This window comes from Roseobacter cerffii, assembly GCF_054226325.1.
The window spans coordinates 1,177,801-1,200,616 of record NZ_CM135757.1; the positions used below are offsets into that span (position 1 = coordinate 1,177,801).

Here is a 22,816-nt window from a genome sequence, read left to right on the forward strand (position 1 = left end):
GTCTTCAACGATAACGGCCTAGAGTGGCGCGACCAGAAAGTCTCGGAGTCCCAGAATGACCGCAAATGCTTTTCAGGCCAGCGATGCCGCTAGCGTAAATCGCGCGACCACACCGTCGCCGTCGACAGATTTCGAGGACTTCATCTATCTGATCAGCCATGACGTCCGCAATTCGGTGCGTGCCCTGATCGAACTGCCGCAATGGATCGAGGAAGACCTCGCCGAGGCGGGCGTACGGCTCGACGGATCAGTTGGCGAAAGCATTGAGTTGATGAACCGCCATACCGGTCGCCTGGACCGTATGCTCGTCGATCTGCTGACGTTTTCGCGGGTGGGACGGATGCAGTCCACCATTGAGGTGGACCTTGACCAGGCCCTTGACGAGGTCTTGGACGAGATTGGGGTGCCAGCTGGGTTCACGGTGGAGCGCGCGTTGGATCACGACCATTTCAAATTCGGCGAGCGCGATATCCTGACCCTTCTGACCGCGCTGATTTCGAACGCCATCAAGCATCATGATCGGACAGTGGGCAAAGTGCTGGTCAGCTGCCAGAAGGAAGGTGGCGAGGTCGTCTTGGCGGTCTCCGACAATGGGCCTGGCATTCCGCCGAAATTCCACGAACGCATATTTGGCGCTATGACAACCCTGCGTCCGAGGGATGAGGTCGAAGGCAGCGGAATGGGGTTGGCGATCACCCGAAAGATCGCGCAGCTTTACGGCGGTGATGTCAAGATTCTCGAGGGCGAAGGCTCTCGTGGCGCCGTCTTCGAGGTGCGTTGGCCCGACTGAACGATTGGGCTTCAGCCTTGGCCAGAAGTCCGAAGTCGTGTGAGCTGATCGCGACGATGCGCTAGAGCTTCGGACCGGGTGCGTTGTCTTTCTTGAACGCTGGAACGTGTGAATGGACCGAAAGGGGGCTTCCGATGCCTTCCGTGAGCAGAACTGCTCCGCTGCGGCATAAGCTCCTCTTTTGATGGTCTGCGTGACGCGCCGAAGGCGTAACATCTTTAGGCTCATCGGCCCGCCGACTAAGCCGCTAGAGGCTGAGCGTCACCTCGGGCAGGGACTTCACCATCCCGTGCGCTTGGCAAATTACCTCCGCGGCAGCCCTTGGCGCGGTGTGAGAGACAAGCTATTGCGCCGAAATGCGGCTCCTTTTGCTCACCACCCTCACCATGATGGCCTTCGCGGCCAATTCCGTTCTGACGCGCCTGGCTGTCGACGGTGGTCATATCGACCCTAACAGCTTTGCCATCATTCGTGTTCTGGCGGGCGCTTTGACGCTTGGTCTGATCATGCGGGTTCGCAAAGGCCGGTTGCTTCTCCGCCATCGCAGCCGCGCCGTCGGAGCCATCAGCCTCGCGGTTTACATGGCAGGTTTTTCCCTCGCCTACCTGACGCTGGACGCAGGGCTCGGCGCCTTGATCCTCTTTGGTGTCGTGCAAATCTCGATGTTTGGTCATGCGACGGCCACAGGCGCCAGACCTTCGGCGCGACAGGTTTTTGGCGCGAGCGTCGCGTTTCTTGGCCTGATGCTTGCGCTCTGGCCGGGGTCGGGCGGGCAAGCTGACGTCTTTGGCGCCGGTTTCATGACCATCGCTGGGCTAGGATGGGCCGCCTACACGATCTCGGGTAGAGCCGAAACTGACCCTCTGGCGGCGACAACGGCGAACTTTATCCTTTGCCTGCCGATCGTCGCCGTTGTCTTGTTTGCCTTTACGAGCACGACATCAGCCGCAGGATGGGCGCTTGCGGTCCTCTGCGGCGGCGTAACCTCGGGCGTGGGCTATGCGATGTGGTACTCCGTCTTGCCGAAACTGCCCCAAAACATGGCTCCCATTGTCCAACTGAGCGTGCCGATCATCGCCCTGATCGCCGGAGCTCTGCTACTCGGCGAGGCCATACACCTCACCGTCGCGGTCGCCGCCGCTATGGTGATTTGCGGGATCGCTTTGGCGATCACATCGCGACCGCGCCCCGGGCCCACGATTGATTAACGCTATTGCACGGGGACCTGCCTCAGGTCCGCCTGACCCACGCTCCCCAAACGTACGGCCGCTTCGAGGGTGAGAGCCGCAGGCGGTGATGCAGGAACCGAGATCGTAAAGCCCTGCCTTCCGAATTGGCCGTCACGTTCTTCTTTTGTCAAAGCGCACATGCCACTATCTCTGTCTGATATGACCGCGATTTTCAGGATTCTGCTGGCCGCCATGGCTTTTACGACCGCCGCCGCTCAAGCTGATGCGCGGTGTGCGGTGCTGTTGCACGGTCTGGCGCGCACCGAGTTTTCCTTTGCGCTCATGGAAGCGGCGTTGAATGCGGAGGGTTACACCGTGGTGCGGCCCGGTTACCCGTCAACGCAGGCGCCGGTGGCGGACCTGGCGGCGCAGGCGCTGCCGCGGGCGATGGCCCGGTGCGGGCCGCGTGAAACCATCGACTTCGTGACCCACTCGATGGGGGGCATCCTGTTGCGCCAGTGGGTTGCCGACACCAACCCGAACCGGGTGGGTCGCGTTGTGATGCTCGCGCCGCCGAACCAGGGCAGCGAGATCGTCGATGCCTTCGATGACATCGACGCCTTCGACTGGATCAGCGGGCCTGCAGGCGCGCAGCTTGGCACCGGCCCGGATGACCTGCCGCGCAACCTGCCGCCTGTCCCCTTTGACCTTGGGGTGATCGCAGGGGACCAGTCGCTGAACCCCTACTTTTCATCCCTGATCCCGGGGCGCGATGACGGGAAGGTCTCGGTCGCGTCCACGCGGGTGGCGGGCATGAACGATCATATCGTGCTGCCGGTCACGCACACCTTCATGATGAACAATCCGCGTGTCATCGCGCAGACGGTTGCCTTCCTGACAACCGGCCGGTTTGATCGCTCGCTAACGTGGTTCGATGCGGTGCTCTCACAGCTCGGGTGTCCGGATGGCAATTGCGTCCCCAGCGTGGGGGAGATGATTGGCCGACCTTAGTCTTCAAGGCGCACAGGTGCTGGGGCCCGATGGCTTGGATGTGCGGGAGCTGTCTATTGCGGATGGTCTGATTGCAGATCGATGCGCCGGGCGCGTCGTCCCACTACGCGGCTATATGGTTTTGCCAGGTATCGTTGATCTGCATGGCGACGGGTTCGAGCGTCACCTCGCTCCGCGTCGGGGCGCGATGAAGCAAATGGCCGAAGGTCTCGTGGCCGCAGAGGCCGAGCTTGCGGCAAACGGCATCACCACCGCTGTTCTGGCCCAATTCGTGAGTTGGGAAGGCGGGCTGCGGGGGCTGGAGTTCGCCAATCAGGTGTTTGACGCCATCCGCCAGACGGCCCCCACGCTTGTTACCGATTTGCAGGCCCAACTCCGGTTCGAAACCCATCTGCTGGACCTCTACGACAGCCTGCCCGAACGCGTTGCGGACTGGGGGGTGCAGTACATCGTTTTCAACGATCACCTGCCGCATGCGCGGCTTGCAGAGGGGCGCAAACCGCCACGGATGGTGGGGCAGGCTTTGAAAGCGGGGCGCAACCCGGAGGATCATTTTGCGCTGATGCAGGGGCTGCATGCACGGCGGGACGAGGTGCCAGCCGCACTTGATGATCTCTGCGCCCGGCTGAGCGCCGAGGGTCTGCGGATGGGAAGCCACGATGATGCGACGGATGCCGCCCGCAGTCGCTGGCACGGGCGCGGCGTCACCATCGCGGAGTTTCCCGAAACACAGGAGGCCGCAGAGGCGGCGCACGCGCAAGGCGACGCGATTGTACTCGGCGCGCCAAATGTAGTTCGCGGCGGATCGCACAACGGGAATGTCTCCGCGCTTGACCTGATCACAATGGGCCTCTGCGATGCGTTGGCCTCCGACTATCACTATCCCAGCCCGCGGCGCGCGGCGTTGATGCTGGCGCAGAGCGGCGTGGTGGATTTTGCGACCTCATGGCGGTTGATCTCGGAAGGGCCCGCGCGTGTGCTGGGACTGACTGATCGTGGCAGGCTCGTGCCGGGGCAGCGGGCTGACATCGTGATCCTCGACGAGGCCTCGCAGCGGGTTGCTGCAACCATGGTGGGCGGGCGCTTCAGCTATCTCTCGGGCGATGTCGCCGAGCGGTTTTTTGCGGCCTAGCCCGACTGCGATCGGACGATGCGGTTGATGTGACCCATCTTGCGCCCGGGCTTTGCCTCGGCCTTGCCATAGAAATGCAGCGCCGCGTTTGTCTCCTTGGCCAAGGTGCCAACATCGTCCACGTCGGCGCCGATCAGGTTCTCCATGGTGACATCCGCGTATCGCGCGCCGTCCCCCAAGGGCCAGCCCGCGACCGCGCGGATGTGTTGCTCGAACTGATCCACAGCACAGCCATTTTGTGTCCAATGACCGGAGTTGTGCACGCGCGGCGCGATTTCGTTCACGATCAACCCGGCCTCAGTGACGAAGAGCTCGACACCCAGGACGCCGACGTAGTCCAGCGCGTTGAGGATTTTCGCGGCGATCAAGATCGCATCGGTTCGCTGCGCCGCGCTCAACCGCGCGGGCACCGTGGTGGTGTGCAAGATGCCGTCGCGATGAATGTTTTCGCCGGGGTCAAAACAGGCGACATCACCCTGTGCGCTGCGCGCCGCGATCACCGAGACTTCGCGCGTGAACGCAACGAATCCTTCCAGAACGGCGGGCTGGTCGGCCATATCTGCCCAAGCCTGATCGAGGTCGTCCACAGATCGCAGCCGCGCCTGACCTTTTCCGTCATAGCCGAACCGGCGGGTCTTGAGGATCGACGGCACACCGACGCGGTCCACGGCCCCGGTCAACGCAAAGCGGTCCGCCACATCGGCGAAGGGGGCCACCGCAAGCCCGAGGTCTTGCAGATAGGCTTTCTCGGTCAACCGGTCCTGGCTGACCCGCAGCGCCTCACGCCCCGGACGAATGGGCACAATCGCCTCGATCACGTCCAGCGCGCTGGTGGGGATGTTCTCGAACTCATAGGTCACCACATCAACGCTCTGCGCGAACTGGGTCAGCGCGGTCGTGTCGTCGTAGGCGGCAGTGGTCAGCGCATGGGCAACGTGCCCCGCGGGCGGCTCGGCCCCAGGCTCGAAGATGTGCGTCTTCAGCCCCAGCCGCGCGGCCGCGACGGATAGCATCCGCCCGAGCTGTCCGCCGCCCAATATCCCGATGGTCGCGCCCATCGGCAGTGCGTCAGTCATCGCTGGGTTCCTCGGGGATCGAGGCCGACAGGGCGGCACGCCACGCATCCAGTCGTTCGGCGAGGGCTGGATCCTGCAGCGCAAGGATGCCTGCAGCCATGAGCCCCGCGTTGGCAGCGCCAGCCGCACCGATGGCCATCGTCGCCACCGGGTAACCCTTGGGCATCTGCACAATGGAATAGAGCGAGTCGACGCCGGACAGCGCCTTGGTCTGTACCGGCACTCCGATCACGGGCACGCGGGTTTTGGAGGCCATCATCCCAGGCAGGTGCGCGGCGCCTCCCGCTCCGGCGATAATCACCTGCAGGCCTCTGTCAACGGCGGTGCGGCCATAGTCCCACAGACGATCCGGCGTGCGATGTGCGGACACGATGCGTTTTTCGTAAGCGATCCCGAGGTCATCCAAAATGCCCGCTGCCTCGGACAGGGTGGGCCAGTCGGATTGGCTGCCCATGATGATCCCAACGGTGGGTGTGGTCATGTCTGAGGCTCCCTCGGCCCATCTTTGGAAGCGGCACTATAGCCAAACGCGCAAGGTGGGCAATGCGCTGCTTGGCTCTTTGTGGGGGGCCTCAGGCAATAATGTCAGGGGTCAGGCGATCTTCGATCTGGGCGATCAGATCCTTGAGCCGGAGTTTGCGCTTTTTCAGGCGCTGCAGCGTCAACTGGTCGCCCATGCCTTTCTCGGCCAGCGCTTGGATCGCCTCGTCCAGGTCCCGGTGTTCACGTTTGAACACCGCAAGCTCCACGCGCAACACGTCGTCCGTTTTCATCGACAGGTCGGTGGGGGCGTTCATATCTCTCGTGATTCCGTCTATCACCTGCGCTTTATAATAAGCATTCACCATCGCGCCGCAAAGCCCTTGCGTCCGGGGCCTTTGCTTCCCATATTTAATTCACGGGCCGCCGAAACGGGACCCAAAAGAGACTGTCGCTTGACTGATAAGGACGTGTCGCATGACGAAAATGACCCTGGCTTCTTATCCCCATATGTTGGGGTTCGAGCAGCTTGAACGCTTGCTGGAGCGCACCGCGAAATCCGGCAATGAGGGCTACCCGCCCTTCAACATCGAACAGACGTCTGATTATTCCTACCGGATCACGCTCGCCGTGGCCGGGTTTGCGGAAGATGATCTCTCGATCACCGTGGAGGACCGCCAATTGGTCATTCGCGGCCGCCAGACCGAAGACACGGAAGGCCGTGTTTTCCTGCACCGCGGTATCGCCGCGCGCCAGTTCCAGCGCAGCTTCGTGCTGGCCGATGGTGTCGATGTCGGCGAGGCGATCATGGAAAATGGTCTGCTGCACGTCGATCTCAGCCGCGCGAAACCACAGACCGTCGTTCAGACAATAAACATCAAGAAGGGGTGAGCACATGCAAGAACAGTTCGAAACACTGCCAGCAGAGAACCGCATCGTTTACGTCAAAGCCGTTGATGTGACTGATCTGCCGAGCGAAGTGCGCGATCAGGCAGGCGATCTGGATCAACTCTACGCGGTCCATGACAGCGACGGGCAACAGCTCGCGCTGGTGGCCGACCGAAATCTGGCCTTCCGCTTGGCGCGGCAGAACGACTATGCGCCTGTCGCCGTGCATTGACGCGGCGATAAACAAACGACACTCTGATCAAAGGCCGCACCTGCTTGCGGCCTTTTGCATGTGAGGAGAGTGGTTGTGGAGTTCGACTTCGACTGGGTGGATGCCTTTTCCGAGACACCGTTCGGTGGCAATGGCTGCGCGGTGGTGCATGGCGGGGCGGATGTTCCGGACGCGGTCTGCATGGCCTATGTGCGGGAAACCTCGCTGGTCGAATGCACCTTTACCGGGCCCTCTGACAGCGCAGACATCCGTGTGCGCTATTTCCTGGCCAGCCGCGAAATCCCGTTTGCCGGTCACCCGACGGTCGCCACCGTTGTTGCCATGCGCGCCCGCGGGTTCATCGAGGACGGCCCGCTGACACTGGAGACGGCGGCGGGGATCGTCCCGGTCGAGGTGTCGGGCACCAAGGTCAAGATGACCCAGATCGCGCCGGAGTTTGGGCCCGAGGTGCCGCCCGAACTTGTCGCCGGCATCGGCGGGCTCGCGACCGATGAGATCATTGCGCCGCCCCAGGTCGTCTCCACCGGCTTGCCGTTTTGCATCACGGTCCTGAAAGACCGCGCGGCGTTGGATCGCCTAGCGCTGAATGTCGAGGCATTGGAGGCGCTCGGAACCCATTTGCAAAAGCCTGACATCAACATGCTCGAGCCCTTCTGGGTCACGCTGTCCGGCGCGACCTCCGCAGGTGACACCTACAGCCGTCTGCTTCTGGCCCCGCCGAGCCCGCCGGAAGATGCCTTCACCGGCTCCGCGACCGGTGCGATGGCGTCTTACCTCTGGCGGCACGGGCTGCTCGAAAGCCCGGCGTTTGTGGCGGAGCAAGGGCACGGGATGGGTCGCCCGGGTCAGGCGCAGGTGCGCGTGCTCGGGCCGCGAGACGCGATCACCGGCGTCGAAGTCTCAGGTCACGGCGCGATTGTAATGTCGGGTACGGTGCATTTGCCCAAGAGCGTTTAACAAAAAAAGCCGCCGCCCGGGTTGGGCAGCGGCCAATGTCTCATTGCGACGGCTCTTAAGCGCGACCGGCGATCAACCCCATGCTTTCAAGCTTGAGCAACACCTGGTGCGCGCAGTTGTCGACGTCGACATTCTCGGTTTCGACACGCAACTCCGGTTCTTTCGGCACGTCATAGGGGTCCGAAATCCCGGTGAACTCCTTGATCTTGCCTTCCCGCGCCAGCTTGTAGAGGCCTTTGCGGTCGCGCCGTTCACACTCTTCGATGGAGGTGGCAACGTGCACTTCGACAAATGCACCGAAGGCTTCGATGTCCTCGCGGACCGCACGGCGTGTTGTCGCGTAGGGCGCGATGGGCGCGCAGATCGCGATACCACCGTTCTTGGTGATCTCGGAGGCCACGTAACCGATACGACGAATGTTCAGATCGCGGTGCTCTTTCGAGAAGCCCAGCTCGGAGCTGAGGTTCTTCCGCACGATATCGCCATCAAGCAGCGTGACTGGACGACCGCCCATTTCCATCAGCTTGACCATCAGCGCGTTGGCGATGGTCGACTTGCCAGAGCCGGAGAAGCCAGTGAAGAAGACGGTGAAGCCTTGTTGGCTGCGCGGCGGACGGGTGCGGCGCAGCTCGGCTACGACCTCGGGGAACGAGAACCATTCAGGAATTTCCAGACCCTCGGCGAGGCGGCGGCGCAGTTCGGTGCCCGAGATGTTCAGGATGGTGACCTTGTCCTTATCCTTGATCTCGTCCGCGGGCTCGTACTGCGCGCGCTCCTGGACCCAAACCATATGTTTGAAGTCCACCATCTCGATGCCCATTTCTTCCTGATGCTCGCGGAAGAGGTCCTGCGCGTCATAGGGCCCGTAAAAGTCTTCACCGGCGGAGTTCTTGCCGGGGCCCGCATGGTCGCGGCCCACGATGAAATGCGTGCAGCCGTGGTTCTTGCGGATGAGCCCGTGCCACACCGCCTCGCGCGGGCCAGCCATGCGCATCGCCAGGTTCAGGAGCGACATGGAAGTGGTGGCGGCGGGGTATTTATCGAGTACGGCTTCATAGCAGCGCACGCGGGTGAAGTGATCCACGTCACCCGGCTTGGTCATACCAACTACTGGGTGGATCAGCAGGTTGGCTTGGGCCTCACGTGCGGCGCGGAAGGTTAGCTCCTGGTGTGCGCGGTGCAGCGGGTTGCGGGTCTGGAACGCCACAACACGGTTCCAGCCAACCTTGCGGAAGAAGGCGCGCAGCTCGTTCGGCGTGTCACGACGGGCGCGGAAGTCATAGTGCACAGGCTGCTGGATGCCGGTAACCGGGCCGCCCAGATAGATGGCGCCCGCCTGATTGTGCAGGTAGTTGACCGCAGGGTGCGCGTCGTCATTCGCGCCAAAGACTTTCTCGGCCTCGCGTGCCTTGTCGGGCGACCAGCGATCCGTGACCGTCATCGTTGCGAGGATCACGCCTTCCTGATCGCGCAGCGCGATGTCCTGTCCGATCTCGAGCTTCTCGGCAAAGTCCTCACCGACGTCCAGCGTGATGGGCATCGGCCACAACGCGCCATCCGCCATCCGCATGTTTTCGACAACGCCGTTGTAATCGGCTTCGGAGAGGAAGCCTTTCAGCGGGCTGAAGCCGCCATTCATCAGCAGTTCAAGGTCGCAGATCTGGCGTGGGGTCAGGTCCCAGCTGATCAGGTTGCCCGCTTCGGCCTTCAGTTTCTGGGCCGAGTCGTAAGACACATAGAGTTCGGGGATCGGAGAGAGGTTGGCAGTGGTCATTCAATTTACTCGCATACAAAATTGCTCGGCATCTCCCCCCAAATGCCTTCCGCTGGCCTTTAACGCGTAAAGCGCGGCTCTTTCAAGCATAGAGTGTGACCAGCCTGCGCAATTCCTGTGGCGAGTTGCGGCAACCTGCCGACGGGTGCTGTGTCAGAGCCGTTGCAGGGTGATGTGCAGGCCGCCTTTGGGCTTCGGAATGGGCATGCGCTGCCACGAGGGCGGGGCACCCGCGAGTTGAACGCGGTGTTTGCGCAGCAGCGTTGCGATGAACAGCTTCACCTGAAGAGTGGAGAAATGCATGCCGATGCATTTATGCGCGCCGCCGCCGAAAGGCGTCCAGGCGAACTTGTGACTTCTGTCCTCCGCACGATCCGGCGTGTAGCGATCCGGGTCAAAAGCCGTCGGGTTGCTGAAATGCTCGGGCGAGAGCATCGTGACACCTGGGTTGAGGGCGAGCGAGGTGCCCGCCGGTATGTCATAGCCCTGCCACGTAAAATCACGCGTCGCCTGCCTCGGGATGAAGGGCACCGGCGGCACGAGCCGCAGCGCTTCGCGAAAGACATTGTTGGTCTGCGTCATCGTCGCAAGCGCATCCTCGTCGAGGGGGTCGTCCCCCAGGCTGGCCACTTCTGTGATCAGCCGCTCCTGCCAGTCGGGATGAGAGGCGAGCGCCTCGATCATCACCGAGAGCGATGTTGCCGTTGTGTCATGCGCGGCCATGATCAACAGGTTGAACTGGTCGAGGATCTGGTCTTCGTCCCAGCCGCGGCCCTCGTCGTCGCGGGCGAGGCACATCTGTGAAAAGAAGTCGTCCCCACCGGTCGCGCGTCGCTCCGGGATCATCTTGCGAAAGGTTTCGCGCAGGAAGTCCCGGCCCCGCACACCGCGCCACATCGGGGTTCCGGGGATCGGCCAACGGATCATGGCGAGTGACGCGCGAATCTCATCCTGGATAGCGCGGTTCACCTGTTTGGCGAGCGCACCATCCAGCGGCAGCCCCATGAAGACCGCGCCGCCCAGACGCAGGGTCAGATCCTTGATCGCTGTGTAGAAGTTGAACGGCGTATCCTCCGGCCAGCTGTCGAGCAGATCACCCATCGCGCCGGTCATCCGCAGCCGGTAATCTCGAATGGCGGAGGCGCGAAAGGCCGCCTGCATGATCCGGCGATTGGCGCGGTGATGATCGAAATCCTGCAACAGCAATCCACCGGGATAGATGCGTTTCAGCGCATCCCAACCCCTTTCCGATGAGAAGAGGTTTTCGCGGTCCAGAAGCACGCGCTCCATCGCATCCGCGCCGCAGAGGTTCACCCGCCAGACGCCCAGCATGTTGGTCTTGTAAACCGGGCCATAACGCCGAATGTATTCCTGCTGGGTGCCGTAGCTGTCGCGCACAATCTTCAGAGTATGACCGATCACCGGCAGAGCAGGCGGGCCGGGAATATGCGCAAGTGCGGCTTTGGTGGGCATGAAGGAACCTCGTGGACTGGAAGGGCAATGCGCGAAACTGGGCGCAAGGCGACTTATCCCGGTCCGAGGTGTGAGGGGTCTTAACTCACCGCACGCACGCAACACCCGGAGCTGGCCCGGATGTTGCGATCAGTGAAAGATGTTTGTTTTCAGAGAAGTGTTGTGGCGGAGCTATTCCGCGGCGCTGTTGGCAACCTCGGCACCGTAGCCTAGGGGCAGTGAGGTTTCGGCCCCTTCGTTCTCGGCAAGGAAACGCTCCGCCTCCAGTGCCGCCATGCACCCCATCCCGGCAGAGGTGACGGCTTGTCGGTATACATGATCGGTCAGATCACCAGCCGCAAAAACGCCGGGGATCGAGGTGGCAGTGCTGTCCGGCTTGGTGACCACATAACCGCCCATGTGCGTCTCCAGCACGTCCTTGACCAACTCATTGGCCGGGGCATGGCCGATCGCCACAAAGACGCCCTTCGCCGGGATCTCTGCGATCTCGCCGGTCTTGCTGTGCCGCAGGCGGACTGCTTCGACGCCCAGCGGGTTCTCGGTGCCCACCACTTCGTCCAACTCGTGGAACCACAGCGGCTCGATCTTGGGGTTCTTCATGAGCCGGTCGATCAGGATTTTCTCGGCCCGCAGCTCGTCGCGCCGGTGTACCAGCGTGACCTTCGAGGCGAAGTTGGTCAGAAACAGCGCCTCTTCCACCGCCGTGTTGCCACCGCCGATCACAACAATCTCCTGCCCGCGGTAGAAAAATCCGTCGCAGGTTGCACAGGCGGAGACACCGAAGCCTTTGAACTTCTCTTCCGACGGTAGGCCAAGCCACTTGGCGCGCGCGCCGGTGGCGAGGATCACCGCGTCCGCGATATACGTCGTGCCGCTGTCGCCCTTGGCGGTGAAGGGGCGTTGAGAGAGATCCAGATCAGTGATGATATCGCCGATGATCTCGGTTCCCATGGCCTTGGCATGGGCCTCCATCCGCACCATTAGGTCGGGGCCCTGCACTTCGGTGTCACCTGGCCAGTTCTCGACTTCGGTCGTGGTGGTCAGCTGCCCGCCCGGCTCGATCCCCTGCACGAGGATGGGATTGAGCATCGCACGACTGGCGTAAACACCGGCCGTGTAACCCGCTGGCCCGGAGCCAATGATCAGCACGCGTGTTTCTCTTGTCTCGGCCATCGGAATCCCCAATCCTTTTCAAAGCAGCTGTTGAGATATAGAGCGTCAAAGCCGAGACCGAAACCCCCGTCGTTACGGCACCAGCCGCAAGCCGGGGTTGTGCTGCGGTGACATCTCAGAAAGAATCTTGCGCTGTAGCGAAATATTATTGCGCGTACTTCGGTGGGTGGTATAACAACCGCAAAATCCGGGGGCGAGATGGCTGTAACGCGACTAGATCCGATTGACCGCAAGATACTGGCGGAACTGCAAGCTGACGGGCGCATGACCAACGTGGAATTGGCCAAGCGCGTGGGGATTTCCGCGCCGCCCTGCCTGCGCCGCGTCCGGACGCTCGAGGAGGCTGGGTACATCAGGGGTTATCACGCCGAGGTCGACGCCCGCGAGTTGGGCTTTGAAGTGCAGGTGTTTGCGATGGTTGGCCTGGCCAGCCAGGCCGAGGCCGATTTGACCGCATTCGAGAATCGCTGCCGTGCGTGGCCGCTGGTCCGCGAGTGTCACATGCTGAATGGTGAGGTCGATTTCATCCTCAAATGCGCCGCTCCCGATTTGTCGAGTTTCCAGCGGTTCCTGACCGGTGAGCTCCTGACCACACCCAATGTCGCGAGCGTGAAGACCTCGCTCGTTATCCGTGGCGCCAAGGACGAACCCGGCGTGCCCTTCGATGTTCTGGAAGAGCGGCTGAGCACCTCTGCCTAGGCGGCATCGAGGTCTGCATCATCGGTCACCCGCTCGTAGTTCAGCGGGCCGAACTCGTTCAGATGGGTCAGATGTGGAAACACTGACAACAAGACCGACTTGAGCGTGTGCGACAGAAGCCGCCCTGGGTTGGGTCCGGGATGGAAGGTTTCGATCTCCAACCCGCCCGCGATGACGGCGGCATGCTCCTCAAGGCAAAGATGGAACATCTGCACAGGCGTCTGTGGCACGACGTTGATCGCATTCACCCCGTCCACAAAGGCGCTTGCGGGCGTCATGATGCGCCGCTCGCCCGGCTCGGCGCGGCGATCGGGAGGGGTCTGCAGCACCCGCGCGGCTGGACCGAGGCTCAGGAAGCTGTCCGGGCGGTTGACGCCAAAGCTGTCGGCCATGAGCCGGGTCAACAGTTGACCATCCCGCGCATCCGATGGTGCAAAGGTCGCCGAGCCGATCCAGACAATCTGGCTTGGCGTGCCCCCCGCGGTCAGAACGCGATCGCCGGGTTGCAGGTCTTCGATGGCCACCGGGCCATGCTCCGTCTGCAGGGGTGTGCCCCGGGCGAGGGCCGAGAACGCGCTGTCGAAAAGGGGCATCGTCGGCACCTTGCGCTGACCGATGACAATGCTGCCGTCGGCCCGCAAGGCGGCGACATCCGCCAATCGCACGCCGAGGGTGCTTGACGCAGCGCTTCGAGGCTCACGCGATGAGTTCTCAAGCATCTCGGACGCGTTTGCGCCGTAGGGCGGGGTCGTCATGCGGGCTCCTTTGTTCGGTTCGCCGCATCCCGTGTCGGCCCCCACCGACGATCACGGAAAGGGCAGGTCAGCACTTTCCTTATTGAGATGCGTAGAGTTTGCCGGGTTAGCGGCGCAGCTGTCAAAGGGAGCACCCCATTGATGCCGCTGCCAGATCAAATCGTGCGATGGCCGTGCTTTGTTTCCAGGAGGGACGGGCCCATGGCCATATTTCAAAACAAAACCGCCCGCCGAATGACGAATCATCAGGCGGGCGGCTTCTTTGGAGGGAACTGCTTGTTTTTGGCGCGCTCAGCCAGTCTTGCGCGTGGGTTTTTGTGTGAGTGTGCGGTTTTCGATGAAGCGCGCGCGGCGCGCGCCCCGCGCCCAAGGCATCACGATCTTGCTGTCGTGTGTGGCTTGGGTGATCGACTGGATAAAGCGCGTATTGGTTTTCATTTTTGTCCTGCTCGATGGGTCTGCTTTGTTGCCTTTCGTTAACCATGAAGGTGGCTCGGCAATCTGGCTGCTTTTGGGCAATTGCCGCGAAAAATGAAAAAAAGATTCTGCCATGATCATCAAAATGCGGGGTTTTTGCCGCAATTCCAAAAATACCCGGTTTCTAAGGGGATTTTGCCAATGATCCCTCCGCACTTCTGCGCCAATCGCCCTTGGTAACACAGATTGTTCACGGCTATTGCGGCACCCGCATGGCAATGACTGTCTCATTCTCGCCCAGAACGCGGATTTGTCACAATGCGATGGCTGCAATGAGGCGACCGTAATCCGCCTCCTTGGCGTGGGTGGCGCGGCGATAGGAATAGAAGCGCTCCGCATCCGAATAGGTACAGTGACGGGTCCACTCTGCCGCGGCGACACCGGCGGCGCGCAGGCGGTGCAATCCGAAGGCCGGCAGATCGAAATGCATGCGATCACCTGCGCCACCGGCGAAAAAGCGAGCGTTGTCAGGGTCGTCTGCCATGAACACCTCGAAAAACTCTGGGCCAACCTCGTAGGCGCGCTGCGAGATAGACGGTCCAATCGCCACGGTGATCCGCTCCCGCTGCGCACCTAGGTTGATCATCGCGTCGAGCGTCGCCTCCAACACCCCGTCCAATGCACCGCGCCATCCCGCATGCGCCGCTCCGATCACACCAGCCTCGGCATCTGCAAAGAGCACTGGCTGGCAATCCGCGGTCAGGACCGACAGCGCGACCCCGGGTTGAGCTGTGACCAGCGCGTCTGCGCGTGGCTTCTCGGCGAAAGGCTCGGTCACTGTCACGGCTACGGATGAATGCACCTGATGTGCGCCCACAAGATGGCTGGCAGCCACGCCCATCGCGTCAGCGGCCCGCGCCCGGTTGATCGCAACGATTTCGGTCTGGTCCGAGCTGCCATGCCCACAATTGAGCCCGGCAAAAACACCGGAGGAGGCGCCCCCACGCCGGGTGAAAAAGCCGTGCCGGACAGGAGAGAGGACATCCGATGTCAGTATTTCAAGCGTCATGCATCCAATCCAGGCGGTGGGGTGCCGCCCATCGGAAACAGCCCCATCACTTTGAACAGGTTTCCCATTTCATCGGGGTGCGTCAAGCGCCGATGCGCAGCGATATGCGCCTCAAGCGCCGATCCGCGAAGACCTGCTGCGAGGGTCTGGGCGCGTTGCGTGATTCCCAGTCGTTCGAGAAACACGCCCTGCGGCGTGACGCGGCTGTGCGCGCATGGGCTGGCGATCGCCAGCGCTTCGAAATCCACATGCGCTGTCAGGTCCGCCATCCCCGGGTCTGCCAGCGGATCGACCTTCTGATGACCTTGCACCGCCTGAAAGGTGTCGCCGAGGCTGCGCCAGTCGCCGTAGTCGATGATCAGACCGGCGCCGCCGAACGTCGCGATCCGCCGCCCGATCTCATCGAGGATCGGCGCCGCGCTTGGTGCGTATTCGACAATGTCGCCCTGTTTCGTGTCGCCCAAACGCGGCTCGAGAGCAGGTTGCGGCAGCTCCGGGCCAAGCCCGCGCAGCAATCCGTCCGGGGTCGCATTGATCTGCGTCTCGCGCCAATGGCGCTCTGCCCGGATGAATTGCCGGATTGGCAGCGCGTCGAAAAACTCGTTCGCGATAACAAACAACGGCTGGTTCGGGAGATCGGTGACCGCTTCACAATGCGCAATCGTATGGGCCGAGAGCGCCTCTTTCTGCCGTTGCCGGAGGGCGCCTGACACCTCGACGAGAATAACTTGCGCACTGTTATGAAACCCTGGCACGCTCCGCGTCGCGCGCAGGACATCGGCCATGAGCGTGCCACGACCCGGCCCGAGTTCGGCCAGGGTGAAGGGGGAGGGACTGCCCTGATCCACCCAGGCCTGCGCGAGGCACAGGCCAAGTAGCTCTCCAAACATCTGGCTGATCTCGGGTGCCGTGATGAAATCTCCCTCGGCGCCGAAGGGCGCGCGCGTGGTGTAATAGCCATGATCGGGGTGCAGCAGGCATTCCGCCATATACTCGGCGAGCGAGATGGGTCCGGTCTGCGCGATCCGGGTGCAGAGCAGGTCGCGCAGGCTCATGTTTGCTGGCGGGCCCGTGCCATCAGCCAGAGCCCGAGCAGGATCATCGGCAGGGAGAGGACTTGCCCCATCGTCAGACCCCAGCCGCCGATGTGCCACGCGAGTCCCAACGGGTTGCCGTCGCTGATGAATTGCGCATCCGGCTGGCGCACGAATTCAACGAGGAATCGGGCGGCGCCGTAGCCTGCGAAAAACATGCCCGCGATCCGGCCCGGTGTCTTCAGCGCGCCCAGGCGCCAGACCATCCAGATCAACACCGCGCCGAGCAGCAGGCCTTCAAGCCCCGCCTCATAGAGCTGGGACGGATGCCGCCCGCAGAGGCCCACGACGCCCGGGCAATCCTGCGCGGCTTCGGTCGGGAAGGCGACGGCCCAGGGCAGATCAGTTGGTCGCCCCCAGAGCTCGGCGTTGATGAAATTGGCAAGCCGCCCCAGCAGAAGCCCGGGCGGCACACCAAGTGCCATGATGTCCGCAGCACTCAACCGAGGAATGGCGTGGCGCCAGGTGTAGATCAGCCCCGCGGCAATCACCCCGAGAAGGCCGCCGTGAAACGCCATGCCGCCCTGCCAGACAGCAAGGATTTCGCCGGGGTTTTCCAGGTAATAGGCGGGTTGGTAGAAGGCGACATAGCCCAGGCGCCCGCCAAGGATGACGCCGATGATCACCCAGGTCAGCAAATCCTCGATCTGCGCCTTGGTCATCACCGGTGTGTCGCCGGGCCAAAGCCGCGGTGTCTGCACGGCCAAAACTACCAGCCGCCAGCCGAGGACAATGCCGACGATATAGGCCAGCGCATACCAGCGCAGGGCAAACTCAACCCCAAAGATCGAGATCGAAAAGATCTCGGGCGAGATATCAGGGAAGGGCAGGAGCGCTTGCATGCCGCATCCTTTCCTGCGCCGGGTGGGGGAAGTCAACCTTGCAGCAGGCGCTCTTTCGCACCATATACCACTTGTGAACAGCCGGAGGCGACCAATGCAAACGCGGAACAAGATTTTCGACGATATCTCGCAGCTGATGACCAACGCGATGGGTGTCGCGCAGGGCGCGCGGGACGAGGCTGAGACGGCGATGAAAAGCATGATGGATCGTTGGTTGGCTGACCGCGATTTCGTCACTCGCGAAGAATTCGACGCTGTCCGCGCGATGGCTCAGAAAGCCCGCGAGGAAAATGAAGCGCTGAAAGCGCGGCTCGACGCGCTCGAATCCAAGGGCTGAACCTGCCAGCAAGTGGCGTGACAGGGGTGTGCGGCATCGTCTGCGCGCCCTTTTTCTATTAAGATCTGGTTAATCGCGATCACCAATCGTTACGATCGGTGACATTTTGCGGCGTATCCTCTCTCATCCACAACTTATTGCGGTTACCCACAAGAATAGGGGTTGCCACATGGGGATTCACGCCGCACCATATCTTGTATAGGCACGGGGGCTCGCCCCGGTCTGTAGAGCAGGCACCTAGCTTTGGGGGCCACCATCGGCCCAAACCGCTAGTGCGATAACAAGAGGTGGTACCATGGCCCTGTCCGAGCAGTTTCTTGAAGACGACATTCACCCCATCGACATCGTTGAGCATCTGGCAAATCATCACGAGTGGGATTTTGATCGCATTTCGGACGAACAGATCGCGATGGCCGTGGAAGGTCAGTGGCGGACCTATTCGCTGACGCTGGCGTGGTCGGCCTTCGATGAAACGCTGCGCATGATCTGCACCTTCGATATGGAGCCACCAGAAGAAAAACAATCCGAGCTCTATGAGTTGCTGAACCATGTGAACGATCAGTGTTGGGCCGGGGCCTTCACCTACTGGGATGAGCAGAAGCTCATGGTCTATCGTTATGGCCTCGTTCTGGCGGGTGGGCACGTGGCCAGCGCCGACCAGATCGACACGATGATCGGTGCGGCCGTGATGAGTGCCGAGCGCTATTACCCCGCGATGCAACTGTTGGTCTGGGGCAATCAAACCCCGGCCGAGGCGCTGCAGGTCGCCATTGCAGAGGCGTACGGTCGGGCGTAAACCTTCCCCCCGAAGCGACAGGTTTCGGGGGGAGGAGTTTCCATGCAAGACAGCCGCATTGCGCGCGAGGGCCTCGTTTTGCTGGGCTGCGGCAAGATGGGGTCCGCCATGCTGGCGGGCTGGCTGGCCCGGGGCCTTCCGGCATCCTCAGTCTGGGTTCAGGATCCAAACCCCTCTGACTGGCTCTCCGCCACCGGTGTGCATCTGAACGACGCGTTGCCGGCAACGCCCGCCGTGGTCCTGATCGCCGTGAAACCGCAGATGATGGCTGACGCACTGCCCACGCTCGCGGCCATGGGTGATGGTGAGACGGTCTTCGTCAGCGTGGCCGCCGGGATCACGATTGCCCGGCTGGAGGCGATTTTGGGCGCGCGCACGCCCGTGATCCGGGCCATGCCCAACACCCCTGCGGCGATCTCCCAAGGTATCACGGCGCTTGTCGGTAATGCGCATGCCGATGCGACCGCTCTCAATGAGGCCGAGGCCTTGCTCGCCGCAGTGGGCGAGGTGGTGCGCCTCACAGACGAAGCACAGATGGACGCAGTTACCGGCGTCAGCGGGTCCGGCCCGGCCTATGTCTTCCATATGATCGAAACCCTGGCCGCAGCCGGTGAAGCGCAGGGCCTGCCCGTTGATCTGGCCATGCAGTTGGCCAAGGCCACCGTGGCCGGGGCCGGGGCCCTGGCGCAACAGGCAGATGAGGACCCGTCTCAACTGCGGGTCAATGTCACCTCGCCCAATGGCACGACACAGGCCGCGCTCGACGTCCTGATGGACGCGGAGGCTGGGTTTCCTGCCCTGCTGAAGCGTGCCGTGGATGCAGCAACCGAAAGATCGAAAGAGCTGGCCAATGGATAACATCAGTTTCGACGACTTCATGAAGGTCGACATCCGCTGTGGGACAATCCTGCGCGCCGAACCCTTCCCCGAGGCGCGCAAACCCGCGATCAAGATGTGGGTCGACTTCGGGCCAGAGATTGGCGAGCGAAAGACCTCAGCGCAGATCACCGCCCATTACGAACCTGAGGCGCTGGTGGGCAAGCAGGTCCTCGCGGTGGTGAACTTCCCCGCCCGCCAGATCGGACCCTTCATGTCCGAGGTTCTGGTCCTGGGTCTGCCGGATGAAAACGGGGCCATCGTGCTGATCGGCCCTGATCACGAGGTGCCGCAGGGAGGGCGCATGCATTGACCAAGGTTCTGATGACACGGCCGCTGCCCGAGAAGGTGCAGGATGCCGCCCGCGCCGCCTTCGATGTGACCGTGCGCCCGATGACCTCACCTTTGACCGTCGAAGAGATGCGCAGCGCACTCTCTGACTATGACGGGGTCATCCCCACCTTGGGCGATCTCTTCTCTGCCGAGATTTTCCTTGCGGAAGAGCGTTGGCGCTGCCGGATCCTCGCCAACTTCGGCGTCGGCTATAATCACATTGACGTGGATGCGGCGAAGGCGGCGAGCATGACCGTGACCAACACCCCGGGGGCCGTGACCGATGCGACAGCGGACGTGGCGCTCACCCTGATGCTGATGAGCGCGCGCCGGGCAGGCGAAGGCGAACGCCTTGTGCGCGCCGGGCAGTGGGATGGTTGGCATCCGACGCAGCTTCTGGGAATGCATCTGGGTGGCAAGACCGTCGGCATCGTAGGGATGGGCCGCATTGGTCAGGCCATCGCGCGGCGCTGCCATTTCGGCTTTGGCATGAATGTGGCCTATCACAGCCGGTCGCCCAAAACGCTGGACTTTCCCGCCGAACGGAAGGGCGGCTTGTTGGAGCTGGCTGCTGCGGCGGATGTCCTTGTGATCGCCGTCCCGGGCGGCGATGAAACCCATCATCTGATCAATGCCGAGGTTCTCGACGCCATGGCGCCCCATGCGCATCTGATCAATATCGCCCGCGGCAACGTGGTCGAGGAAGTCGCGCTGATCCGCGCTCTGAACACCGGGCAGATCGGAGGCGCAGGTCTCGATGTCTACGAGTTCGAACCGGCGGTGCCTGACACCCTGCGCGCGATGGAGAACGTGGTGTTGCTGCCCCACATCGGAACCGCGGCTTTGGAAGTGCGGGAAGATATGGGGCTGATGTCGGTCCGCAATCTGCAGGCCTTCTTCGCCGGAGAGGAGCCGCCGAACCTGGTCTGAGTTCCTACCGGTCGCCCACCGCTTCGCGCCAATGGCGGCGGCACAGCGACACATAGGTCTCATTGCCGCCGATCTGCACCTGCGCTCCATCCAGCAGCACCTGACCTTTGTCGTCCTGACGAACAACCATCGTCGCTTTCTTGCCGCAGTGACAGATGGTGCGCACCTCGCGCATCTCGTCCGCCAGCGCCAGCAATGTGGCCGAACCGGGAAAGAGCTGGCCCCGGAAGTCCACCCGCAACCCGAAACACATGATCGGGACGGAGAGGTCATCGACCGCCCGCGCCAGCTGCCAGACCTGGTCTTTCGTGAGGAATTGCGCCTCGTCCACGAAGACGCAGGCGACGGGCCCTGCATTGAGACGCGCGGCGATCTTTGCGAAAAGGTCGTCTGTCGCACCGAATGTGTCTGCGGGTTCACCGATCCCGATCCGGGAGGCGATCCGGCCATCACCGGCGCGATTGTCGAGCTCGGCTGTCAGCAGATAGGGCACCATGCCGCGTTCGCGGTAGTTGTGCGCAGCCTGTAGCAGGACCGTCGATTTGCCGGCATTCATGGTAGAATAGTGGAAGTAGAGCTTGGCCATTTGCGTGTCATAGGGGCCGGAAAACCGCACCGCAAGCGCCTCTTGCCCCAGTACAAGAGCCTGTGCGCGGCTGCTGACGCGGGCGCCAACCTACCGGTCCCAAACCGGCAGAGCGCACAAAGGCTCCTAACCGAAACCGGCTTTGGGACTGCCGGCCACTCACTAGACTCCCGAACACTGGGAATGCTTTTATAAATGACATTTCCCTGACATCCGATTAATGGGGGACCATTGTGATGTCCGGTGTTTCGGGAATGCGAACGGCCTTGTTTCGAGAAGGATGATTATGGCGGCGATCGGCAGGTATCTGAAAAAGCACACAGAGGCGCTGGTGAAAGACGTCGGGATCGAACAGGCCTGTGAGTTGACCGGGAAGTCGAAAGCTACCTTGGGCCGATATTATTCGGATCATGACGAGCATGCGGACCGTTTCATGCCCATCGAGTCGGTCGCGCTTTTGGAGCAGGCGGCAGAATACCCGCATGTGACCGGGGCCTTGGCCGAACTGTCGGGCACGTCGCTGCAGTATGACGAACGCCGCCCGAATGCAGAACGGCCGGGCGGGGTGAACGCCGATGTGATCGCGCTCAGCCAGCGGTTTGCCATGCTGATGGCGGAGTATCAGCAGTCGATGGAAGACGGCAAAATCACGGTCAACGAGGCGAAACGTCTGTTAAAAGAGACCGGGCTACTTCAGCAGGTGCTGATCGATATGAAGCTGCATCTGGAGAACGATCACGGCGCGGCCTGAGGTCAGCCCTTGCGTTCGACCAGCACCGATCCGACGGAATAGCCGGCGCCGAACGAGCAGATCAGCCCTTTATCTCCGCGCTGCAAGTCATTGGAATACTGTGAAAAAGCGATGATCGAGCCTGCGGAGGACGTGTTCGCATAGTCCTGCAGAATGTTGGGCTGTTCGGCGGGATCAGGTGTGCGGCCCAGAACCTTCTTGCCAATGAAGTCATTCATCGTCCTGTTTGCCTGATGCAGCCAAAGCCGTTTCAGATCAGTGGCTTGCACGTCTTCGTCTGCCATGTGGCGCGCGATATGGTCTGAGACCATCGGCAGCACTTCCTTGAAGACCTTCCGCCCGTTCTGCATGAACTGCATGTCGCGCCGGTCGGCCATGCCTGCGGGGCGGGAGCGGCGCAGATAGCCGTTGTTGTTTCGGATATTGTTGGAGAACTCTGTCGCGCAGCGTGTTGAAATCACTTCGAAATACCCCCCTTCGGCATCCTCTGCCGTCTCCAGCAGAGTGGCGGTGGCGACGTCCCCGAAAATGAAGTGGCAGTCGCGGTCGCGCCATTCCAGATGCGCCGAGCAAATCTCGGGGTTGACCACAAGGGCGCTGCGGATGCTGCCAGATCGTATCATGTCTGCGGCCGCCTGAATTCCGAAGGTGGCCGAGGAGCAGGCGACATTCATGTCAAAGGCGAACCCATTGATTCCAAGAAGCTTTTGGATTTCGATGGCCACGGCAGGATAGGCGCGCTCCATATTGGAGGCGGCGCAGATGACCAGATCGACCTCACCCGTTGATTTCCCAGCCTGATCAAGAGCTTGCTGGGCAGCCTTCACGCCAATCTCGGCCATCAGCGACGGCTCGTCATCATCACGCTGGCGGAACAGCGGGTGCATCACTGTCGGATCGAGAATGCCTTCTTTATCAATCACATAGCGCTGCTCGATGCCCGACGCCTTGACGATGAACTCTTCGGAAGAATACGCCTTGGCCGCGACCGCTCCGGACGCGATGTCCTCGGCGTTTTCTGCGTTGTAGATATCGACATAAGCATTGAACGCAGTCACAAGCTCTGCGTTGGTGATCACCTCGGACGGTGTGAAAACACCGGTACCGGTGATGGCGGGGGTGGTCATGACAGTCTCTCCAAAACGGTCAATCACCTTGTTCGAATTCCCCGCCCGA

Annotated in this window: 27 protein-coding genes; 14 read left to right on the top strand and 13 right to left on the bottom strand. The window is 61.9% G+C overall.

Annotated elements, in window-relative coordinates:
* Positions 1–55: 55 nt before the first annotated feature.
* From ACVC7O_RS05715 to ACVC7O_RS05730, 4 genes are all read left to right on the top strand, one after another.
* Positions 56–790 carry a sensor histidine kinase gene (locus ACVC7O_RS05715; RefSeq protein WP_458325124.1) on the top strand — a complete coding sequence of 245 codons (735 nt, stop codon included), beginning with the start codon at positions 56–58 and terminating at the stop codon, positions 788–790.
* 356 nt (positions 791–1,146) lie between these two features.
* The gene (locus tag ACVC7O_RS05720) at positions 1,147–1,998 is read left to right on the top strand and encodes a DMT family transporter (protein ID WP_458325125.1); all 852 of its coding nucleotides are present in this window, start codon (positions 1,147–1,149) and stop codon (positions 1,996–1,998) included.
* Between the two features lie 213 nt (positions 1,999–2,211).
* On the top strand, positions 2,212–2,970 hold the full coding sequence (locus tag ACVC7O_RS05725) for an esterase/lipase family protein (protein ID WP_458325126.1): 759 nt from the start codon (positions 2,212–2,214) through the stop codon (positions 2,968–2,970).
* Positions 2,957–4,102 (top strand): alpha-D-ribose 1-methylphosphonate 5-triphosphate diphosphatase, encoded by a 1,146-nt coding sequence (locus tag ACVC7O_RS05730; protein ID WP_458325127.1) that lies wholly within the window; start codon positions 2,957–2,959, stop codon positions 4,100–4,102. The genes ACVC7O_RS05725 and ACVC7O_RS05730 overlap by 14 nt, the downstream gene beginning before the upstream one ends.
* On the opposite strand, the gene ACVC7O_RS05735 is transcribed toward ACVC7O_RS05730, so the two are convergent.
* The 3 genes from ACVC7O_RS05735 to ACVC7O_RS05745 all read right to left on the bottom strand — a co-directional run bounded on the left by ACVC7O_RS05735 (position 4,099) and on the right by ACVC7O_RS05745 (position 5,975).
* Entirely contained in the window at positions 4,099–5,178 is a 1,080-nt protein-coding gene (locus ACVC7O_RS05735) for a 5-(carboxyamino)imidazole ribonucleotide synthase (RefSeq protein WP_458325128.1), read from the bottom strand. The two genes, ACVC7O_RS05730 and ACVC7O_RS05735, sit on opposite strands and share 4 nt — an antisense overlap.
* A complete protein-coding gene (gene purE, locus ACVC7O_RS05740) occupies positions 5,171–5,659 on the bottom strand; it encodes a 5-(carboxyamino)imidazole ribonucleotide mutase (protein ID WP_458325129.1) in 489 nt (162 codons plus the stop codon). The genes ACVC7O_RS05735 and purE overlap by 8 nt, the downstream gene beginning before the upstream one ends.
* 91 nt (positions 5,660–5,750) lie before the next feature.
* Positions 5,751–5,975 (bottom strand): YdcH family protein, encoded by a 225-nt coding sequence (locus tag ACVC7O_RS05745; protein ID WP_458326041.1) that lies wholly within the window; start codon positions 5,973–5,975, stop codon positions 5,751–5,753.
* Positions 5,976–6,135: 160 nt separating this feature from the next.
* Here ACVC7O_RS05745 and ACVC7O_RS05750 point away from each other — a divergent pair, with 160 nt between their 5' ends.
* The 3 genes from ACVC7O_RS05750 to ACVC7O_RS05760 all read left to right on the top strand — a co-directional run bounded on the left by ACVC7O_RS05750 (position 6,136) and on the right by ACVC7O_RS05760 (position 7,735).
* Positions 6,136–6,549 carry an Hsp20 family protein gene (locus ACVC7O_RS05750; RefSeq protein ID WP_458325130.1) on the top strand — a complete coding sequence of 138 codons (414 nt, stop codon included), beginning with the start codon at positions 6,136–6,138 and terminating at the stop codon, positions 6,547–6,549.
* Between the two features lie 4 nt (positions 6,550–6,553).
* Positions 6,554–6,778, top strand: coding sequence for a DUF1150 family protein (locus tag ACVC7O_RS05755; RefSeq protein WP_458325131.1), 225 nt, complete (start codon positions 6,554–6,556; stop codon positions 6,776–6,778).
* A gap of 75 nt (positions 6,779–6,853) precedes the next feature.
* A complete protein-coding gene (locus ACVC7O_RS05760; protein ID WP_458325132.1) occupies positions 6,854–7,735 on the top strand; it encodes a PhzF family phenazine biosynthesis protein in 882 nt (293 codons plus the stop codon).
* A 55-nt stretch (positions 7,736–7,790) separates the two neighbouring features.
* Here the strand turns inward: ACVC7O_RS05760 and ACVC7O_RS05765 are convergent, their stop codons facing one another.
* The 3 genes from ACVC7O_RS05765 to trxB all read right to left on the bottom strand — a co-directional run bounded on the left by ACVC7O_RS05765 (position 7,791) and on the right by trxB (position 12,155).
* The gene (locus tag ACVC7O_RS05765; RefSeq protein ID WP_458325133.1) at positions 7,791–9,509 is read right to left on the bottom strand and encodes a bifunctional sulfate adenylyltransferase/adenylylsulfate kinase; all 1,719 of its coding nucleotides are present in this window, start codon (positions 9,507–9,509) and stop codon (positions 7,791–7,793) included.
* Between the two features lie 153 nt (positions 9,510–9,662).
* Complete coding sequence (locus tag ACVC7O_RS05770) at positions 9,663–10,982, bottom strand: cytochrome P450 (RefSeq protein ID WP_458325134.1); 1,320 nt, start codon at positions 10,980–10,982, stop codon at positions 9,663–9,665.
* A 171-nt stretch (positions 10,983–11,153) separates the two neighbouring features.
* On the bottom strand, positions 11,154–12,155 hold the full coding sequence (gene trxB / locus ACVC7O_RS05775; RefSeq protein ID WP_458325135.1) for a thioredoxin-disulfide reductase: 1,002 nt from the start codon (positions 12,153–12,155) through the stop codon (positions 11,154–11,156).
* A 198-nt stretch (positions 12,156–12,353) separates the two neighbouring features.
* Here trxB and ACVC7O_RS05780 point away from each other — a divergent pair, with 198 nt between their 5' ends.
* Positions 12,354–12,854, top strand: a complete 501-nt coding sequence (locus ACVC7O_RS05780) for an Lrp/AsnC family transcriptional regulator (protein WP_458325136.1) — start codon at positions 12,354–12,356, stop codon at positions 12,852–12,854.
* On the opposite strand, the gene ACVC7O_RS05785 is transcribed toward ACVC7O_RS05780, so the two are convergent.
* From ACVC7O_RS05785 to lgt, 5 genes are all read right to left on the bottom strand, one after another.
* Positions 12,851–13,609 carry a Hint domain-containing protein gene (locus tag ACVC7O_RS05785; RefSeq protein WP_458325137.1) on the bottom strand — a complete coding sequence of 253 codons (759 nt, stop codon included), beginning with the start codon at positions 13,607–13,609 and terminating at the stop codon, positions 12,851–12,853. The two genes, ACVC7O_RS05780 and ACVC7O_RS05785, sit on opposite strands and share 4 nt — an antisense overlap.
* Positions 13,610–13,900: 291 nt before the next feature.
* Positions 13,901–14,167, bottom strand: a complete 267-nt coding sequence (locus ACVC7O_RS05790) for a hypothetical protein (protein ID WP_458325138.1) — start codon at positions 14,165–14,167, stop codon at positions 13,901–13,903.
* 172 nt (positions 14,168–14,339) lie between these two features.
* Positions 14,340–15,095, bottom strand: coding sequence for a peptidoglycan editing factor PgeF (gene pgeF / locus ACVC7O_RS05795; RefSeq protein WP_458325139.1), 756 nt, complete (start codon positions 15,093–15,095; stop codon positions 14,340–14,342).
* The gene (locus tag ACVC7O_RS05800; RefSeq protein ID WP_458325140.1) at positions 15,092–16,150 is read right to left on the bottom strand and encodes a class I SAM-dependent methyltransferase; all 1,059 of its coding nucleotides are present in this window, start codon (positions 16,148–16,150) and stop codon (positions 15,092–15,094) included. The genes pgeF and ACVC7O_RS05800 overlap by 4 nt, the downstream gene beginning before the upstream one ends.
* Positions 16,147–17,031, bottom strand: coding sequence for a prolipoprotein diacylglyceryl transferase (lgt, locus tag ACVC7O_RS05805; protein WP_458325141.1), 885 nt, complete (start codon positions 17,029–17,031; stop codon positions 16,147–16,149). The genes ACVC7O_RS05800 and lgt overlap by 4 nt, the downstream gene beginning before the upstream one ends.
* Before the next feature lie 94 nt (positions 17,032–17,125).
* On the opposite strand from lgt, the gene ACVC7O_RS05810 reads away from it, so the two are divergent.
* The 5 genes from ACVC7O_RS05810 (at position 17,126) to ACVC7O_RS05830 (ending at position 20,303) form a co-directional block, all read left to right on the top strand.
* Positions 17,126–17,368, top strand: coding sequence for an accessory factor UbiK family protein (locus ACVC7O_RS05810; RefSeq protein ID WP_458325142.1), 243 nt, complete (start codon positions 17,126–17,128; stop codon positions 17,366–17,368).
* Positions 17,369–17,663: 295 nt separating this feature from the next.
* Positions 17,664–18,164: a YbjN domain-containing protein gene (locus ACVC7O_RS05815; protein WP_458325143.1), complete on the top strand. Its 501-nt coding sequence runs from the start codon at positions 17,664–17,666 to the stop codon at positions 18,162–18,164.
* A 42-nt stretch (positions 18,165–18,206) separates the two neighbouring features.
* On the top strand, positions 18,207–19,022 hold the full coding sequence (gene proC / locus ACVC7O_RS05820) for a pyrroline-5-carboxylate reductase (protein WP_458325144.1): 816 nt from the start codon (positions 18,207–18,209) through the stop codon (positions 19,020–19,022).
* Positions 19,015–19,353 (top strand): tRNA-binding protein, encoded by a 339-nt coding sequence (locus ACVC7O_RS05825; protein WP_458325145.1) that lies wholly within the window; start codon positions 19,015–19,017, stop codon positions 19,351–19,353. The genes proC and ACVC7O_RS05825 overlap by 8 nt, the downstream gene beginning before the upstream one ends.
* Entirely contained in the window at positions 19,350–20,303 is a 954-nt protein-coding gene (locus tag ACVC7O_RS05830) for a 2-hydroxyacid dehydrogenase (protein WP_458325146.1), read from the top strand. Before ACVC7O_RS05825 ends, ACVC7O_RS05830 begins: the two co-directional genes overlap by 4 nt.
* A 4-nt stretch (positions 20,304–20,307) precedes the next feature.
* On the opposite strand, the gene ACVC7O_RS05835 is transcribed toward ACVC7O_RS05830, so the two are convergent.
* Complete coding sequence (locus tag ACVC7O_RS05835; protein ID WP_458326042.1) at positions 20,308–20,889, bottom strand: thymidine kinase; 582 nt, start codon at positions 20,887–20,889, stop codon at positions 20,308–20,310.
* A gap of 286 nt (positions 20,890–21,175) precedes the next feature.
* Here ACVC7O_RS05835 and ACVC7O_RS05840 point away from each other — a divergent pair, with 286 nt between their 5' ends.
* The gene (locus ACVC7O_RS05840; protein WP_458325147.1) at positions 21,176–21,640 is read left to right on the top strand and encodes a hypothetical protein; all 465 of its coding nucleotides are present in this window, start codon (positions 21,176–21,178) and stop codon (positions 21,638–21,640) included.
* A 2-nt stretch (positions 21,641–21,642) separates the two neighbouring features.
* Here ACVC7O_RS05840 and ACVC7O_RS05845 read toward each other — a convergent pair whose 3' ends face one another.
* Positions 21,643–22,767, bottom strand: coding sequence for a beta-ketoacyl-ACP synthase III (locus tag ACVC7O_RS05845; RefSeq protein ID WP_458325148.1), 1,125 nt, complete (start codon positions 22,765–22,767; stop codon positions 21,643–21,645).
* Between the last annotated feature and the right edge of the window lie 49 nt (positions 22,768–22,816).